Source organism: Stakelama flava, from assembly GCF_019351405.1.
GTDB lineage: Bacteria > Pseudomonadota > Alphaproteobacteria > Sphingomonadales > Sphingomonadaceae > Sphingomonas > Sphingomonas flava_A.
In genome coordinates, this window is the sequence record NZ_JAHWZX010000003.1 from 252,402 (window position 1) to 267,520 (window position 15,119).

At 65.7% G+C, this 15,119-nt stretch carries 13 protein-coding genes; 1 reads left to right on the plus strand and 12 read right to left on the minus strand.

Annotated features, from left to right (window positions below):
* Positions 1 to 7: 7 nt before the first annotated feature.
* The 9 genes from KY084_RS04955 to atpD are packed head-to-tail and all read right to left on the minus strand — an operon-like array spanning position 8 to position 6,435.
* Positions 8 to 868 carry a F0F1 ATP synthase subunit gamma gene (locus KY084_RS04955; RefSeq protein WP_219237323.1) on the minus strand — a complete coding sequence of 287 codons (861 nt, stop codon included), beginning with the start codon at positions 866 to 868 and terminating at the stop codon, positions 8 to 10.
* On the minus strand, positions 865 to 2,379 hold the full coding sequence (locus tag KY084_RS04960) for a F0F1 ATP synthase subunit alpha (RefSeq protein ID WP_219237324.1): 1,515 nt from the start codon (positions 2,377 to 2,379) through the stop codon (positions 865 to 867). The genes KY084_RS04955 and KY084_RS04960 overlap by 4 nt, the downstream gene beginning before the upstream one ends.
* Entirely contained in the window at positions 2,363 to 3,112 is a 750-nt protein-coding gene (locus tag KY084_RS04965) for a F0F1 ATP synthase subunit B family protein (protein ID WP_219237325.1), read from the minus strand. The genes KY084_RS04960 and KY084_RS04965 overlap by 17 nt, the downstream gene beginning before the upstream one ends.
* A 7-nt stretch (positions 3,113 to 3,119) precedes the next feature.
* Positions 3,120 to 3,362 carry a F0F1 ATP synthase subunit C gene (locus KY084_RS04970; RefSeq protein WP_219237326.1) on the minus strand — a complete coding sequence of 81 codons (243 nt, stop codon included), beginning with the start codon at positions 3,360 to 3,362 and terminating at the stop codon, positions 3,120 to 3,122.
* Entirely contained in the window at positions 3,359 to 4,054 is a 696-nt protein-coding gene (locus KY084_RS04975) for a F0F1 ATP synthase subunit A (protein WP_343227952.1), read from the minus strand. The genes KY084_RS04970 and KY084_RS04975 overlap by 4 nt, the downstream gene beginning before the upstream one ends.
* On the minus strand, positions 4,051 to 4,317 hold the full coding sequence (locus KY084_RS04980; protein ID WP_219237327.1) for an N-ATPase subunit AtpR: 267 nt from the start codon (positions 4,315 to 4,317) through the stop codon (positions 4,051 to 4,053). The genes KY084_RS04975 and KY084_RS04980 overlap by 4 nt, the downstream gene beginning before the upstream one ends.
* Complete coding sequence (locus KY084_RS04985) at positions 4,314 to 4,595, minus strand: AtpZ/AtpI family protein (RefSeq protein ID WP_219237328.1); 282 nt, start codon at positions 4,593 to 4,595, stop codon at positions 4,314 to 4,316. The genes KY084_RS04980 and KY084_RS04985 overlap by 4 nt, the downstream gene beginning before the upstream one ends.
* A complete protein-coding gene (locus tag KY084_RS04990) occupies positions 4,592 to 5,002 on the minus strand; it encodes a F0F1 ATP synthase subunit epsilon (RefSeq protein WP_219237329.1) in 411 nt (136 codons plus the stop codon). The genes KY084_RS04985 and KY084_RS04990 overlap by 4 nt, the downstream gene beginning before the upstream one ends.
* Positions 4,999 to 6,435 (minus strand): F0F1 ATP synthase subunit beta, encoded by a 1,437-nt coding sequence (atpD, locus tag KY084_RS04995; RefSeq protein ID WP_485115905.1) that lies wholly within the window; start codon positions 6,433 to 6,435, stop codon positions 4,999 to 5,001. The genes KY084_RS04990 and atpD overlap by 4 nt, the downstream gene beginning before the upstream one ends.
* A 523-nt stretch (positions 6,436 to 6,958) precedes the next feature.
* Between atpD and KY084_RS05000 the strand changes: the two genes are divergently transcribed.
* Positions 6,959 to 8,611 carry a tetratricopeptide repeat-containing sulfotransferase family protein gene (locus tag KY084_RS05000; protein ID WP_219237330.1) on the plus strand — a complete coding sequence of 551 codons (1,653 nt, stop codon included), beginning with the start codon at positions 6,959 to 6,961 and terminating at the stop codon, positions 8,609 to 8,611.
* A 45-nt stretch (positions 8,612 to 8,656) separates the two neighbouring features.
* Here KY084_RS05000 and nagE read toward each other — a convergent pair whose 3' ends face one another.
* From nagE to KY084_RS05015, 3 genes are read right to left on the minus strand one after another with little or no spacing between them, the layout of a single operon-like run.
* Positions 8,657 to 10,378: an N-acetylglucosamine-specific PTS transporter subunit IIBC gene (gene nagE, locus KY084_RS05005; RefSeq protein ID WP_219237331.1), complete on the minus strand. Its 1,722-nt coding sequence runs from the start codon at positions 10,376 to 10,378 to the stop codon at positions 8,657 to 8,659.
* Positions 10,375 to 12,855: a phosphoenolpyruvate--protein phosphotransferase gene (gene ptsP, locus KY084_RS05010; RefSeq protein WP_219237332.1), complete on the minus strand. Its 2,481-nt coding sequence runs from the start codon at positions 12,853 to 12,855 to the stop codon at positions 10,375 to 10,377. The genes nagE and ptsP overlap by 4 nt, the downstream gene beginning before the upstream one ends.
* Positions 12,852 to 15,098 (minus strand): family 20 glycosylhydrolase, encoded by a 2,247-nt coding sequence (locus tag KY084_RS05015; protein WP_219237333.1) that lies wholly within the window; start codon positions 15,096 to 15,098, stop codon positions 12,852 to 12,854. Before KY084_RS05015 ends, ptsP begins: the two co-directional genes overlap by 4 nt.
* Positions 15,099 to 15,119 lie beyond the last annotated feature (21 nt).

Genomic DNA, 15,119 nt, shown 5'->3' on the forward strand with positions numbered 1-15,119 from the left:
TTCTTGTTCATGCTTGCCGGTTCCGCATGCGCGAGCGCGATCCCGCCGCCAGTTCGACGACTTCGGCGGTAATTTCCTCCTGACGGGTCAGGCGCTCTTCGGCACGAAGCGCGTCGAGCTTTCCGTCGATATGCGTTTTCGCAGCCGCCATCGTCTTCATCCGCGCTTCGTTCTCCGCTGCGAAAGCGTCGAGCGCCGCTTCGCAGAGCATGGCGAAGACATATTCCTCCACCAGCCGAGCGATCAGGTCACGGGCCGGAAGGTTGGTCAGCGGCGGCAGCGGCCGGGGCTCGTCAGCCACCGTTTCGATGGCGAAGGGAAGCAGCGGCCGACGGACGATCTGCGCGCCATGCCCGCTCTGCCATACGGGATACACCATGACGATCGGTACGGGGCCTGCGTCCAGAAGATAGGCGTAAACCGCGTCGAGGATTTCCATCGCCAGCCGCGGAACGGCGTTCGCCTTGCCCGGAAGCTGGGTCTGCCATGCGACCGCATGGCCGCGTTCGGCCGTCAGTGCCGCTGCGCGGGTGCCGACAAGGAAGACATGGCTGTGCGCGAAATCGTCCTGCGCCGCCTGTACGGCCTGTTCTGGAAACGCGCCGGCAAATCCCTGCTCCGCGCCGAACAGAACCAGCCCCGGCGGTGCATTGCTTGTCGAAACGGGCATGGGTTCGCTTTCGCTATCCAGTGTTCGTGCCTGAGCGATGCCCCGCGTTGCGGTGTGCGCATAGGCGCGGACGGCGGGGAGCAGGGTGCGGCTCTGTTGCGCACGTGCTCCGGCGATGCCGCGCATCGCGTTCACGACCGCGCCCAGTTGATGCACCGTTTCGATCCGGTGACCGACATCGGCAAGCCTGTTGCTCATGCCCCGCCGCTCCGGCTGCGGATGAGGCGGCTGGTCGCGTCGATCAGCGCCGCCTTCTGGTCCTGATCCATCGTTCCGCTTTTTTCCACTGCGGCGACCAGATCGGGAAGCTGCGTGTTCAGCCAGTCGGGGAGCGCCGCGCGGATGGTGCCGACCGCATCAACGGCAACCGGATCGAACAGCCCTTCGTTCAGCGCAAGCGCAAGCGCCACCTGATCCACCACGCGAAGCGGCCGGTATTGCGGCTGGCCAAGCAACGCGCGAAGGCGATGGCCGCGCTCTATCTGCGCTTTTACGCGCGCTTCCGGCTGTTCGCCAAAGCGGGTGAACATCTCCAGTTCCAGGAACTGGGCATATTCCAGCCGCATCGAACCGGTCGCGTCGCGCAGCGCGCGGGCCTGAGTCTTTCCGCCGACGCGGCTGACGCTCGTACCGGCATCGACCGCCGGCTTTTGCCCCTGCGCGAACAGCTTGGCATCGAGTACGATCTGCCCATCGGTGATCGAGATCAGGTTGGTCGGGATATACGCGCTGAGATTGCCGGCATCGGTTTCCGCGATCGGCAGCGCGGTCAGCGATCCGCCGCCTTTTTCCGGCGATAATTTTGCGGCGCGCTCTAGCAGGCGCGAATGGAGGTAGAAGACATCGCCCGGATAGGCTTCGCGCCCCGGCGGCTGCCCGGTCAGCAGCGCGATTTCGCGATGGGTTGCGGCATGCTTGGTCAGATCGTCGACCACCACCAGCACATGCATGCCGCGATCGCGGAAATATTCGGCGATGGTGAACCCGGCAAAGGGCGCGATCCATTGCAGGCCGGGTGCCGATGCCGGCGCTGCGACCACGAAGATGCATCGTTCCGGGGCGCCATGGCGGCGCACCTGATCGATGACACGCGCGACGCTCGACGATTTCTGGCCGATCGCGACATAGACGCAGAGGATGTCGCTCGACCGCTGATTGATGATCGCGTCGACGGCGAGCGAGGTCTTGCCGGTCGCCCGGTCGCCCAGGATCAGTTCACGCTGGCCGCGCCCCAGCGCGAACATTGCATCAACCACCAGCGTCCCGGTCTGCACCGGCTGGGTAACCAGATCGCGATCGATGATCGCGGGCGCTGGCCGTTCGATCGGTTCGCGACCCTCCGCCGCCACCGCGCCATTGCCATCGAGCGGGCGGCCGAGCGGATCGACTACCCGGCCCAGCAGGCCGGGCCCGACGGGAACGCGCACGACCTGATCGGTTCGGGTCACCAGATCGCCCGCCTTCACCTGCGCCGCATCGTCCAGTAGCACGCAGCCGATATGACGATCGTCGAGCGTCTGGACGAATCCCGCTTCGCCGCCCGCGAAATGGAGCAACTCGTCGAGCCGGGCATCGGGCAGACCGGTGATCATCGCAACGCCGTCGCCGATCGATTCGACACGCCCCACCTGTTGCACGTCGGGGCCGACCGGGGTCCGCGCGACCCGCGCTTGCGACCGGGCGAGCCATTCGTCAGCGCCGCTCGCCATGATCGTCCTCCTGTATGTTCGCGATCATCGCGTCGAGATCGGCGCGCCAGCTGTTGCGTACCAGGCTGTGCGGGCCGTGCAGTTCGACGCCCGCGATCAGCGCCGGATCGACGGCGAAGGTGATTTGTGGATGCCCCGGCGCCACTGCGGCGATCGCGGCGCTGCACCGCTCGCGTTCCGGCGCGCGAAGCGGCGCGGGGGTGGTGATCGTCAACGGATCATCGCCGAGCAGCCGGGCGCGATCGGCGTCGTCCAGTTTTTCCAGCCGTGCGGTCAGCGCGGCAAGCATGGTTTCGAACGTCGCGCCGGTATCGATACGGGCAAGCAGCTTTTCGGTCATCTGCCCGGCAAGCTCGCCTGCTTTTGCTTCCAGCTGCTTCGCCATATGCGATCGTTCGGCGTCGGCCGCCGCCTGCGCCTGCTCGATCCGTGCCGATGCTTCGGCTCGCGCCTGTTCCAGCAACCGGCCCCTTTCGACATCCGCCGCGGCGCGCGCTTCGGCGTGCAGCCGTTCGGCGTCGGCGCTCAGCGCTTCGTTCTGCTGCTTAAGTGCCGAGTTCTGCCGCTCCGCGTCGCTTTTGGCGGACGCGGCATCGGCGAGCAGGCGGTCAGCCATTTCCTGACGCCGTTCGATCACGTCGAGAACGGGCCGATACAGGAAGCGGGTGAGCAGCCAGATAAGGACAAGGACATTGATCGCCTGAAGCGCCAGCGTCCACCAGTTGATCTGCATTGCGGCTTCACGCGAAAGGGTTGGCGAACAGCAACAGCAATGCGATGACAAGGCAGTAGATCGCCATCGTCTCGATCATCGCAAGCCCGACGAACAGTGCGCGCGACACCGTGTTCGCGGCCTCTGGCTGGCGTGCGATCGCGTCCATCGCCGCGGCGACCGAACGGCCCTGGCCTAGCGCCGGGCCGACCGAACCGATGGCGATGGCGATGGCTGCGCCAAGGATGCTGGCGATGTGAATCCAGTTCATGCGGGGGTTCCTTGCTGATTGTCGGATGCTTCGCTGATGGCGCTGCCGATGAAGACCATCGCGAGCGCGCCGAAAATATAGGCCTGGACCGCGCCGGTGAGCATCTCCAGCGCCATCAGCGGAATGGGGACGAACAGGCCGGCAAGGCTGAGCACCACGCCGATCATGAACGCGCCGCTCATCACATTTCCGAACAGCCGCACCGTCAGCGAAAAGCTGCGCGTGAACAGTTCGACCAGATTGATCGGAAGCATGAAGGCGGAAGGCATCGCAAAGGTCGCCAGATAGCGGCGAAGCCCCAGCGCGCGGACGCCGAACCACAATGTCGCGGCGAATACGATCAGCGCAAGCGCCGCATCGGTTTCCAGCGTGGCGGTCGGTGGCTCGACACCGGGGAGGAGTGACGACCAGTTCGCGACCAGCAGGAAAATAAAAAGAGTGCCGATCAGCGGCAGATAGGGTTTGGGGGCGCCGCCGATCGTCTCCCGAATCTGGACCGTCACCGTCTCCACGATCATTTCCAGCGCCGCCTGAACGCGCGAGGGATGTTCTACCCGCAACCGGCGAGTGGCCCACCAGCTACCGGTCACGAGCGCCGCCATGATCGCCCAGGTGGTGATGACCGGCTGCGCGACCGGCACGGAACCGATCGTGAAAACGATATGGCTTTCAAGCGGAGAATTGATCGTCACCACGCCGCTCCCCGCCGTTTCAGCACGACGAAGCGGGCAAGAGTGAAACCGATCGTCGCGGCTGCAAGCGCGGTCCAGCCCTGAAGCGCGGCGCAAACCATCACCGCCAGCGTACTGGTCAGTCGGCCCAGCCGCATGCCGATGATCGCGGCCGATGATCCGCCGTGCACCAGCAGATCGGCATCGCGTGCGATGGCGAGGAAGTGGAGGTAGCCGGCCACGCCGCCGAGCATCAGAAAAAGCAAAGGAACAAGCAGTATCATTGCCGATGCATCCACTTCCATGCCGACCGGCAGCCGAGCGCAAGTCCCGCAAGCATCAGCGGCGCCGTCCAGAAAATCCCGCTTTCCAGACGATGGTCGAGCCACCGGCCGATCGCCAGCCCGGCCAGTGCGGGGATTACGATCTGCCAGCCCAGAATGCCGATCTGGCCAAGATTCCGCGCGACCGAGGGAAGCCGCTGTGCCCGCCGCGCCCGATCGGCGCGCAAGCGCACGGCCGTCGCCAGCTTCTCCTGCGAAGGCGGCGTATCGCGGTTCATCGAACGATTCCCGCCCCGCTGCCCTGCAACGCCTCGACCATGCGGCGGATCGCCCGCATGCGCAGCCTGGCAGAACCGGTGCGTTCGGTGCGTTCGGCCTCAACCTGTTCGCGATAGCGCGCCAGTACGACCGATTGCAGCGTGTCGAGATCGTCGCCGACATGCCCCTCGCGTGTGGCGATTTCGATGGTGTCGCCGCCACGCACGGTGAAAATGCCGTTGCGAACGGCGCAATACCCGGCCGCACCCGCGTCATCGCGCCAGGAAACGACCGAAATTTCAAGTGCCGTCAGGAAATCGGCATGGCCGGGAAGAATGCCGAAGCTGCCGCTGGCGTCTTCGGCCCGAACTGCCGCGACGTCCCGATCGACCAGAATTTCTATCGGATCGGCAATGCGAAGCTTCATTTCGATGCCCCGGCCTTCGCCCGCGCCTCATCCAGATCGCCGACCATGTAGAGCGCGCTTTCGGGCCAGTCGTCGGTTTCGCCGTCGAGGATCGCGCGCACGCCCGTCAGCGTCCGGGCGAGCGGAACCGAGCGTCCTTCCTTTCCGGTAAAGCTCTGCGTGACCATGAAGGGCTGCGTCAGAAAGCGCTGCAGCCGCCGGGCACGGGTAACCGCCAACCGGTCTTCGCGGCCAAGCTCCTCCATGCCGAGCAGCGAAATAATGTCCTGCAGCTCACGGTAATGCGCGATGGTTTCGCGAACCCGCTGCGCCAATACGTAATGCTCTTCGCCGACGACCAGCGGATCGAGCAGGATCGACGAGGAACCGAGCGGATCGACCGCCGGGTACATCCCCTCCGCCGCCATTGCGCGCGAAAGCACCACAGTGCTGTCGAGATGGTCCGAAATCGCGGTCACCGCCGGATCGGTGAAATCGTCAGCGGGCACATATACCGCCTCGATCGCGGTTACCGATGCGCCTTCGACCGACGCGATCCGCTCCTGCAGCGCGGCGACCTCACTCGCCAGCGTCGGCTGGTACCCGACGCGCGAGGGCAGCCGGCCGAGCAATCCCGAAACCTCGCTTCCCGCCTGAACGAAGCGGAAGACATTATCCATCAGCAGCAGGACGTTCTTCTTCTGCTCGTCCCGGAAATATTCGGCGATGGTGAGCGCGGTGAGCCCGACCCGCCAGCGCGCACCGGGCGGTTCGTTCATCTGCCCGAAGACCAGAACCGTCTTGTCGATCACGCCGGATCCGCGCATGTCGGTGAGTAGTTCGTGCCCCTCGCGCGATCGCTCCCCGATGCCGGCAAACACCGAAACGCCTTCATATTGCGCGACCATGGCGTTGATGAGTTCCATGACGAGCACGGTCTTGCCGACGCCCGCCCCGCCGAACATCGCTGCCTTTCCACCGCGCGCAAGCGGCGCCAGCAGATCGATGACCTTCAACCCCGTTTCAAAGATTTGCGTCGCCGCGTTTTGTGCTTCCAGCGGCGGCGGCGGGCGGTGGATCGGGCGCAGCGGCACGGCATCGGGCAGGGCCGCGCCGCCATCGCCGACATGTCCGGTCGGCGTCAAAAGCCTGCCCAGCACCGCATCGCCGACCGGCACCGATACCGGAGCACCGGTCGCATCGACTTTTACGCCGCGGGCAAGCCCGTGCGTCGCCTGCAACGCCACCGCGCGCACCGTATGCGCATCTTCATGGCTTTGCACTTCGGCGATCAGATTTCCGGTCGGGGCATGCACTGCAAGCGCTTCGTTGACCGGCGGCAATTCGCCTTCGGGAAACGCCACCTCGATCACCGGGCCGCGAATCGCGACCACGCGCCCCGCCATCGACTTTGGCACCGTGTTATTGTTGGGGGGCGGAGCAGGGGAGGACATTGCGCCCACTATTTTGGATGCAGCCTGAAAATGCCTATAGGTAATCTCCACAGTTGAAATTGCAGTCGCTTAAATAGAGCTGTCAATTCATAGGGTTGAAGCACCACAGTTCACTTTGGAAAACGTGGTAAAATGCGGAGATCGCGTTGGATTTGAATTGAATCGGGGTCATGCCAAGGTGCAGTGAGCGTGACTCAACTGGTCACGTCGTCATCGCGAGGAGCGCAGCGACGCGGAAATCCATCAACCGTCGTTTATGCGCGCGTAGCTGGATTGCCGCAGCCCTTCGGGTTTCGCGATGACAATATTGTTAGGGGTTCAGGCCAATGCAGCCTGGCAGGGTCCGTCATTCCACGTTGCCGGATGCTGATTTGCGGCGGCCGCGTTTTTCACACTGACGAAGCAGTGCCCGGCATATCTTTGTGCGCCGATGTTTCCGCTTCTCGCCTTGTCGCGTCGCATCGCACGCGCCAGACTGACCGGCATGTCCGGTGTCCCGCCCCCGTCGATAGAAAATGCCCGCATGGCCGTGGGCAAAGGCAGGCTGGAAGAGGCGCTGCGCATTGCCGATGCACTGCTGACCCGCGATGCGACGCATATCGACGCGCTGGAAATTCGTGCGATCGTCCACACCCGGCGGGGTGAACGCCAACGGGCCGAACAAACGCTGCGCGCCGCGATCGCGGCCGCGCCCGATCGCTGCTGGCACTATGCCGACCTTGCCCGCCTGCTGTCCGCCGAGGGGCGGCGCGGCGATGCCGAGGCGGTGACGCGCGAGGCACTTGCGGCCGATCCCGACAATCCGGACGCGCATGCAATGCTCGGCAACCTTCTGGTCGAGCGTGCGGCACCGGTTCCGGGCGCGGTGCATCTTCGCCGCGCCATCGCCCTGGTCGGCAAGCATCCGGTGCTGATCGGGGCGCTTGGGCATGCGCTGCTGCGGCAAGGGCGGCTGGACGAGGCGCTGCCATTGCTGGAACAGGCGGTCGCCGCCACGCCCGATGCCCTGCTTCCCGCCGCGCACCTTGCCGAACTGCAGGAGCGGGCGGGGCGCTTTGCCGAGGCCGACCGGCATCTGCAGCGTGCTGATGCGATTGCTCGTCGCGCGGGCCGTGACATGCTGCTCCAGCGCACGACGCTGATGGTCCGCATGGGCCGGTGGCAGGAGGCGTTGGCTTTACTCGACGCGCAGGACGGAATGGCCGGCCCGGCGCTTTTGCAACGCGGCCGGTTGCGCGATCGCGCCGGGCGGCACGCCGCAGCATGGGCGGACTGGACCGCGGGCAAGGCGGCGATCGCGCGGGCGAGCGGACGGCGCTATCCGGCAGAGAAGGTTGCGGATCAAGCAAGCGCGCTGACCCGCTTCTTCACCGCCGACCGGATGGCGACGCTGCCCCGCGCCCCGGTTCGCGGCGATGCGCCGCAGCCTATTTTCATCATCGGGTTCCCGCGATCAGGAACCACGCTGGTCGAGCAGATTCTGGCCAGCCATTCGGCGGTGCGCGCGGGGGGCGAATTGCCGTTCGGGCGTGAATTGCGCGCGGTGGCGGCAAACATGGCGGGTGGTGAAGAACGCTTCCCGGAAGGCCTCGCTTCCGCAGGCGGCGACTGGTCGGCGAAGCTGCGCGATCTGTATCTTGCCCGGGCGGACCAGTTCGGGCTGCTGCGTTCCGGCGCGCGGTTCTTCACCGACAAGATGCCGCTAAACGATCTGTGGCTGCCGCTCCTGCGGCTCGCCTTTCCCCAATCGCCTGTCGTGTTCGCGCAGCGTCATCCGCTCGACATTCTGACATCGGTCATGGCGCATGACATGACGCATGGCTTTGACTGCGGATACCGCGTGGCGGATGCGGCGCGTCATTTCGCGTTGGTGGAGCGGGTGCGCGCGGCCTATGGAATCGCGGGTATCGCTATGCACACGCTGCGATACGAAGCGCTGATCGCTGACCAGCGCGCCGAAACCCATGCGCTGATGGCATATATCGGAATCGAGATGGAGGCGGCGCAGCTTCGCTTTCACGAACGCGAAACCGTTTCGCCCACGCCCAGCTATGCGCAGGTTCGTGAACCGCTCAACGCCCGGTCGCTCGACCGGTGGCGCGACCATGAAGCGGCATGGCAGCCGTTCCTGCCGATCCTTGAACCCGCGATCGTCGATGCGGGCTATGCGCTTTAGGACGGATCGGCATTCGGCTGGTCATCTTCTGAATTTCGATCCGTCCTAGGCGGCAAGGCCGCGCTGGATCGCGTTCGCCTCGGCAACGATCAGGTGCACCGATCCGGCTCCCGGCCGCGCCACCATCCGCACGCCCAGCCTTGCCAGCGCGTCTTCATCGATCAGCATATTGTCGGACAGGCTGAGCCAGAGCCGGGTATCGGCAGCGCCCGATTCGGTCACGTTCGCCGCACCGCCCAGCGCGGCAAACCATGGAGCGGGATCGATCGCTGGCGCAGACGTTTCACGCATGGTCCCGGTTTCGGCCGCGACTGGCGACAAAGGCCCGGCGGCGGCGCGCATCTCCATCGCCACTGTGTCGGCAATTGGCCCCAACACGACCTGCAACCCGGTTTGCGATGGACGAAGCATCCCGCGCGACCCCAGCGCCTTCAGCCGCTTTTCATCCACCTTTGCCTGATCGTGCACCACCAGTCGAAGCCGCGTCGTGCACGCATCGATGCTGGCGAGGTTGCCCGCGCCGCCAAGCGCGATGACGAACGCACCGCCGCGCCCGCCCGTGCTTTCGCTCAGCTCGGCGATCTCCTCACCCACCGGATCGTCCTCGCGCCCCGGCGTTTTCAGGTCGAAGCGCACAATCGCGAAGCGGAACACGCCGTAATACAGCGCGAAATAGAATGCGCCGATCGGCAACAGCAGCAACGGCCGCGTCGCCTTTGAATAGTTCAGCGCATAGTCGAGGAACCCGGCCGAAAAGCCGAAGCCCAGCTTTACGCCCAGCATGTCCATCATCGCCATTGAAACGCCGGTCAGTACCGCGTGCAGCGCATAAAGCGCGGGGGCGAGGAACATGAAGCTGAATTCGATCGGTTCGGTCACGCCGGTCAGGAACGCGGTCAGCGCCATCGACAACAGCATACCGCCCACCGCCTTGCGCCGGTCGGGCAGCGCCGAACGATACATGGCAAGGCACGCGGCGGGCAGGCCGAACATCATCACCGGGAAGAATCCCGACATGAAAGCGCCCGCCTTCGGATCACCCGCAAAAAACCGGTTCAGATCGCCTGTCGTGCCGTGAAAGTCGCCGACGATGAACCAGGCGACATTGTTGAGGATATGGTGCAGCCCGGTGACGATCAGCAGGCGGTTGAGGACGCCGTAGAAGAACAGCCCGACCTCGCCCGATCCGATCACCGCGCCCGACAGCGTATCCATCCCGCTGGCGATCGGCGCATAGGCCCCGCCCACCGCCGCCGCCAGCGCCAGTCCCGCCAGTCCGGACAGGATCGGCACGAACCGCCGCCCGCCGAAAAAGGCGAGATATTCGGGCAGGCGAATATTGGCATAGCGATTGTAGAATCCGCCCGCGACCAGCCCCGAAATAATTCCGATCGGCACCGAAAGCTTCGCCATCGCCTTTGCGCGCCATGCCGCATCGGCCAGCACGGCGACGTCCTTCGTCATGCCCGAAAGCGCGTCGGCGGGCACATGGAGCAGCGTTTGCGCACCGCGCACCGCGACGAGGAAGCAGACAAGCCCGGCAAGCCCCGCCGCACCATTATTGTCGCGCGCCAGCCCGACCCCGATGCCAAGCGCGAACAACAGCCCCAGATTATCGAAGATCGCGCTTCCCGCCGCCGCGACGAAGGGAATGTCGAGAAGGTCGGGATTACCCAGCCGAAGCAGAAGCCCGGCAATGGGCAACACCGCGATCGGCAGCATGAGCGCACGGCCGAGTGGCTGAAGCGATTGCAGCGAAATTTTCATGCGGCTTCCTCCATCAGCGGGCGGATTAGCGCGCGAACTGAATCGGCATCGCGCGCGGTCAGCGCCTGTCGCGCCAGATCACTGCATTGCGCGGCGTTGAGTGTGCGCACCATCGCCTTGATTTCGGCGATGCTTGCGACCGGCACCGACAATTCGCTGACCCCCAACCCGACGAGCAGCGGCACCGCTTCCGGTATCGCCGCGATACCGCCGCACACGCCGGTCCAGACACCATGCGACGCGCCGCCGCGCACCGTGGCGTCGATCAGTTGCAACACCGCAGGGTGCAGCGCGTCCAGCCCTGCGGCGACCGCAGGATTGGTGCGGTCGCGCGCAAGCGCATATTGGGTCAGATCGTTGCTGCCGATCGAAAAGAACGCCGCGCTTTGGGCCAGCGTCGCGGCGGTGAGGGCGGCTGCGGGCGTTTCGACCATGATGCCCAGTGGCGGCGGCGCGCGTCCGGCTTCGTGCGCCAGTGTTTCGAGCATCGCTTTCGCTTGTTCCAGTTCCCCGGCATCGCACACCATCGGCAGCATGATGCGAAGCGCATGCGCCTCGACCGCCAGCAGCGCGCGCAGTTGCGTTTCGAGCAACTCCGTTCGGGCAAGCTGCAAGCGAATGCCGCGCAATCCCAGCGCGGGATTTTCCTCGGCATCCATCGGCAGCCACGGCGCCGGCTTGTCCGCTCCGATGTCGAGCGTTCGCACGATCAGCGGTCGGTTGCCCAGCGCGTCGGCCACCGCCTGACAGGCGGCGCGCTGTTCTTCCATATCGGGCGGCGCGGCGCGATCGAGGAACAGGAATTCGGTGCGCAGCAGCCCGCATCCCTCGCCGCCCTCCGCTATCGCGGCGCGGGCTTCGCCCGCCGACCCGCAATTCGCGACGAGTTCGATCCGGGTGCCGTCTATGGTAATCGCGGGTTCGTGCGCGCTTGCTCGTGCCGCTTCGCGCCGCCGCTCGCGAAGCGCCGCATCGGCGCGCGCGGCGTGCAGCTGGGACGGATCGGGATCGATCCGCACCGTTCCGGCGCCGAGGATCAGCGCGGTTCCGGCCTCCACGCGGTTTAACGACTCCCCCGTACCCGCCAGCATCGGCACCCCGATACCCGCAGCGATGATCGCCACATGAGAGGTCGCGCCGCCCTTCGCGGTCACGATCCCCGCCAGACCTGCCCCGGCAAGTGCCATCAGCTGCGAGGGGTACAGGGTATCGGCGATCAGGATCGCGCCATCCGGCGGCGATGGCGGTGCGATCGCATCGCCATAGAGTTCTGTGAGCACGCGCTGTTCGAGGTCGGCGAAATCGTCGATGCGTTCGGCAAAGCGTTTATCGCCGGTCTGGCGAAGCGGCTCGCTGGCCGCTGCGATCGCTTCACGCCAGGCAGCGCCAGCGCTTTTTCCGCGTGCGATCTGCCGCGCTGCGGCTTCCTCCAGCATCGGATCGTCGATCAGCGCCAGATGCGCTGCGGCGATTTCGCCCGCTGCGCCCTCCGCATCGGCCGCTTCGGCCAGCCGCTTGCGAACCGCCGCGCGCGCGGCGTGCAGACGCGCCCGCTCGACAGTTTCGTCCGCTCCGGCTTCGGGAACCGCGCTTGCCATATCGGGGATACGCCATGCCGGGCCGATCGCCATGCCCGGCACCGCAACCACGCCGTTCAGTCGGACAGGCATCGTTTCCGACGCGACCGGATGGGCAGGAGCATCCGGGACCGGCACATATTCGCCCATCCCGCTTTCGATCAGTGCGGTGAGGGCATCGACCGCCGCATCCGCCTGCGGTCCTGCACCGCGCAGCGTGACGGTTGCGCCATGCCCCAGTGCAAGTCCCAGCATCGCGACCGATGATCGCGCCGACACGCTGCGCGCGCCCGCCTCCAGTTCGATGCGCGCGTCATATTCGCCCGCCAGCGTGGCGATGCGGGCGGCGGGGCGGGCGTGCAGCCCATGCGCGAGCGGCAGCGACAAGGTGCGCGCCACCGATAGGGCCCGTGCGTCGATCGCCTCAGCCGCAAGATCGGCAGCCACCGCTTCCAGAAACATCAGGGGAGCACCGCTCGCAATTGCCCCTTCATCGGCACGGTTCGCAATCGCGAACGCGTCGCCATTAGTGACGATGACCGGGGTGATCAGGCTTCGCGCGGTCCGCGCCAGCTGGTCGAGGTCGAAGTCGATCAGGGTATCGCCCGCCGCCACCCGGTCGCCCTCCGCCACGCGCGGGGCAAAGCCCTTGCCGCCCAGCCCGACCGTGTCGAGGCCGATATGCATCAGCAGCACCGCCCCGCTATCGAGCGCCAGCGTGACTGCATGGCCGGCCGGGTGCACATTTTCCACCCGGCCTGCCCCCGGCGCGACGAGGCGTCCTTCGACAGGGTCGATGGCAATCCCATCGCCCAGCATCGCATCGGCGAAGACAGGGTCGGCAACCTTGCCGATCGGCGTCGCCCATCCGGCAAGCGGGCTGAGGATCGCCGCGCTCATGGCGTCAGCGTCAGCCGGTCGACTACCCAATAGGGGTCCGGCCCCTTCTGGGTGAAGGTGATGCACAGGTCATGCGTGCCCGTTTGCGGTTTCAGGTCGTCGTTCACGCGCGATACGCCGCTGTTCGCTACGGCGGATGCCAGCGGAACATTTGCAACAACAGGCCCGTCGCACGAATCGCGACGCACGACCATTTCGCCCGCCTTCGTTGCTGGCGGATCGAACACCAGCTTTTCGATATCCTTGCCGATCGCGAAGTTGAACGGCAGCCGGCCGACATCGGCGCGAATGGTGCGCATGCCGTCCATTGGCGCGCCGCGCCAGATCCAGCACGGGTGCATTACATCGACGGGATGCACCGCGCGCACGCCGTCGGTTTCGCCGTCATCTTCCACCCGCAGAGGAATTGCGCTGCCGCAAAGCTCCATGCTGCTGGTATCGATCGTGCGCACCCGGTCGGGCGTGGCAAGCCAGCGACGCGGTGTGCCCAAGGGCGTGTCGCCGTCAAATGCCTGCGCGACGAGTTCGGCGCCATAAGGAACGCTGATCGGCTGCGAATAAGCGGGCGAGGCCGCACCGGGTGCGGCTCCGATCATCGTATAGCGGATCGTCCCGATCCCTGCGGGCTGGCGAAGTGTCGCGGTCAGCGCATCCTTTCCGGGCGTGAAGCGTGCCATCGGCTCCAGCGGCGCAACATCATAGCCAAGCCCCATCCGGTCCCAGCGGTGCATCGCGGTGACGAGCCGCTGCGAAAAGTCCGGCCAGTTCCGTTTCGGATTACGCCAGCCGATTTCCGCGATGATCGCCGCGCGGGGCCACAGCATCTTCGTTGCATAGTCGGTGGTGCGGACATGTTCGGTCCATAAATTGCCCTGCACGCCCAATATATGCCGCCGCTGTTCAGGCGTGAGTTCGGCAGGCGACGGATCGAACGCGTAGACATGTTGCCAGTCGATCGTCTGGCCGCGCCCCGGCGGCTCGTCGGCGGCGTCGCTTTGCCGGTTGTCGAGATAGAGGATCGGTGCGGGCGAAAGCACCGTGTCATGGCCCGCCTTCGCAGCGGTTACGGCGCCGTCGATGCCGCGCCACGACATGACGGTCGCATCGGCGGGCACCTTTCCCTCCAATATTTCGTCCCAGCCGATCAGCCGCCGTCCATGCGCCTTCAGATACGCGCCAAGCTGCGCCATGAACCAGCCTTGGAGCGCGTTTTCATCGCGCAGCCCAAGTCGCCTGATCCGCGCCTGGATTGCCGGGTTCGCCTTCCATTGATCCTTGACCGCCTCGTCACCGCCGACATGGATATAGGTGCCGGGAAACAGCTCGATGACTTCATCCAGCACATGCTCGACAAAGGTCAGCGTCGCTTCATCCGGATTCAGCAAATTGGGCAGGATGCCCCATTCATTGCTGGGTTCGCGCGGTGGATTGGGGGTCGAGGCAAGGTCGGGATAGGCGGCGATGATCGCGGTCGCGTGGCCCGGCATGTCGATTTCCGGCACGATCGTGACGTGTCGCGACTTCGCATAGGCGACGACGTCGCGAATCTCGTCCTTGGTATAGAAACCGCCATAGCGCACCGGCTTTCCGGTCTTCGGATCGGTGCCCGCCGCACCCGCCGGACGGCGCCAGGCGCCGATGCTGGTCAGACGCGGATAGCGGTCGATCGCGATCCGCCACCCCTGATCGTCCGACAAATGCCAGTGCAGCGTGTTGAGCTTCGCCATCGCCATTCGGTCGATCAGCGATTTTACATAGGAAACGGGCTGAAAATGCCGCGCCGAATCGAGCATGACGCCACGCCAGCCAAATGCCGGCGCATCGTCGATGACCACCGCATCGATCCGGCCGTCCTGGCTCGCGGCAATGATCTGCCACAGCGTTTCCGCGCCGTAGAACAGCCCGGCATCATCGCGTGCGCTGACCACCGCCCCCTTGGGAGTGACGGTCAGCCGATACGCGCCCATCTGCTTAAGCGAAGGATCGCGGCGAAAGCGGATCGCGCCCTTCGTGCTCAGCGCAAGCGCGGGGCCGCCGCTGCGCGCGACAAGATCGCGAAGCCGCCGTGCGGCGGCGCGCGCGCCCGCATCTTCCGCCATGATTTGCGTGCCAGACACGTCGAAGACGCCCGGCGCAGGCGTAACCTTTTGCGGGGAAGGGAGCAGGGCGGGCGTCCCGGCCATTGCCGCCTGCGCCATGCTGAACGACATGACGGCGGCGGCAATGGCGAGGCGCATTTTCATCTTTCCCCCAGCAAACGCGAT

What these genes read in the sequence shown, in the direction of transcription:
- KY084_RS04955 (WP_219237323.1), bottom strand. Translation starts at nt 868, where the DNA reads ATGAGCAACAGGCTTGCCGATGTCGGTCACCGGATCGAAACGGTGCAT.
- KY084_RS04960 (WP_219237324.1), bottom strand. Translation starts at nt 2,379, where the DNA reads ATGGCGAGCGGCGCTGACGAATGGCTCGCCCGGTCGCAAGCGCGGGTC.
- KY084_RS04965 (WP_219237325.1), bottom strand. Translation starts at nt 3,112, where the DNA reads ATGCAGATCAACTGGTGGACGCTGGCGCTTCAGGCGATCAATGTCCTT.
- KY084_RS04970 (WP_219237326.1), bottom strand. Translation starts at nt 3,362, where the DNA reads ATGAACTGGATTCACATCGCCAGCATCCTTGGCGCAGCCATCGCCATC.
- KY084_RS04980 (WP_219237327.1), bottom strand. Translation starts at nt 4,317, where the DNA reads ATGATACTGCTTGTTCCTTTGCTTTTTCTGATGCTCGGCGGCGTGGCC.
- KY084_RS04985 (WP_219237328.1), bottom strand. Translation starts at nt 4,595, where the DNA reads ATGAACCGCGATACGCCGCCTTCGCAGGAGAAGCTGGCGACGGCCGTG.
- KY084_RS04990 (WP_219237329.1), bottom strand. Translation starts at nt 5,002, where the DNA reads ATGAAGCTTCGCATTGCCGATCCGATAGAAATTCTGGTCGATCGGGAC.
- atpD (WP_485115905.1), bottom strand. Translation starts at nt 6,435, where the DNA reads ATGTCCTCCCCTGCTCCGCCCCCCAACAATAACACGGTGCCAAAGTCG.
- KY084_RS05000 (WP_219237330.1), top strand. Translation starts at nt 6,959, where the DNA reads ATGGCCGTGGGCAAAGGCAGGCTGGAAGAGGCGCTGCGCATTGCCGAT.
- nagE (WP_219237331.1), bottom strand. Translation starts at nt 10,378, where the DNA reads ATGAAAATTTCGCTGCAATCGCTTCAGCCACTCGGCCGTGCGCTCATG.
- ptsP (WP_219237332.1), bottom strand. Translation starts at nt 12,855, where the DNA reads ATGAGCGCGGCGATCCTCAGCCCGCTTGCCGGATGGGCGACGCCGATC.
- KY084_RS05015 (WP_219237333.1), bottom strand. Translation starts at nt 15,098, where the DNA reads ATGAAAATGCGCCTCGCCATTGCCGCCGCCGTCATGTCGTTCAGCATG.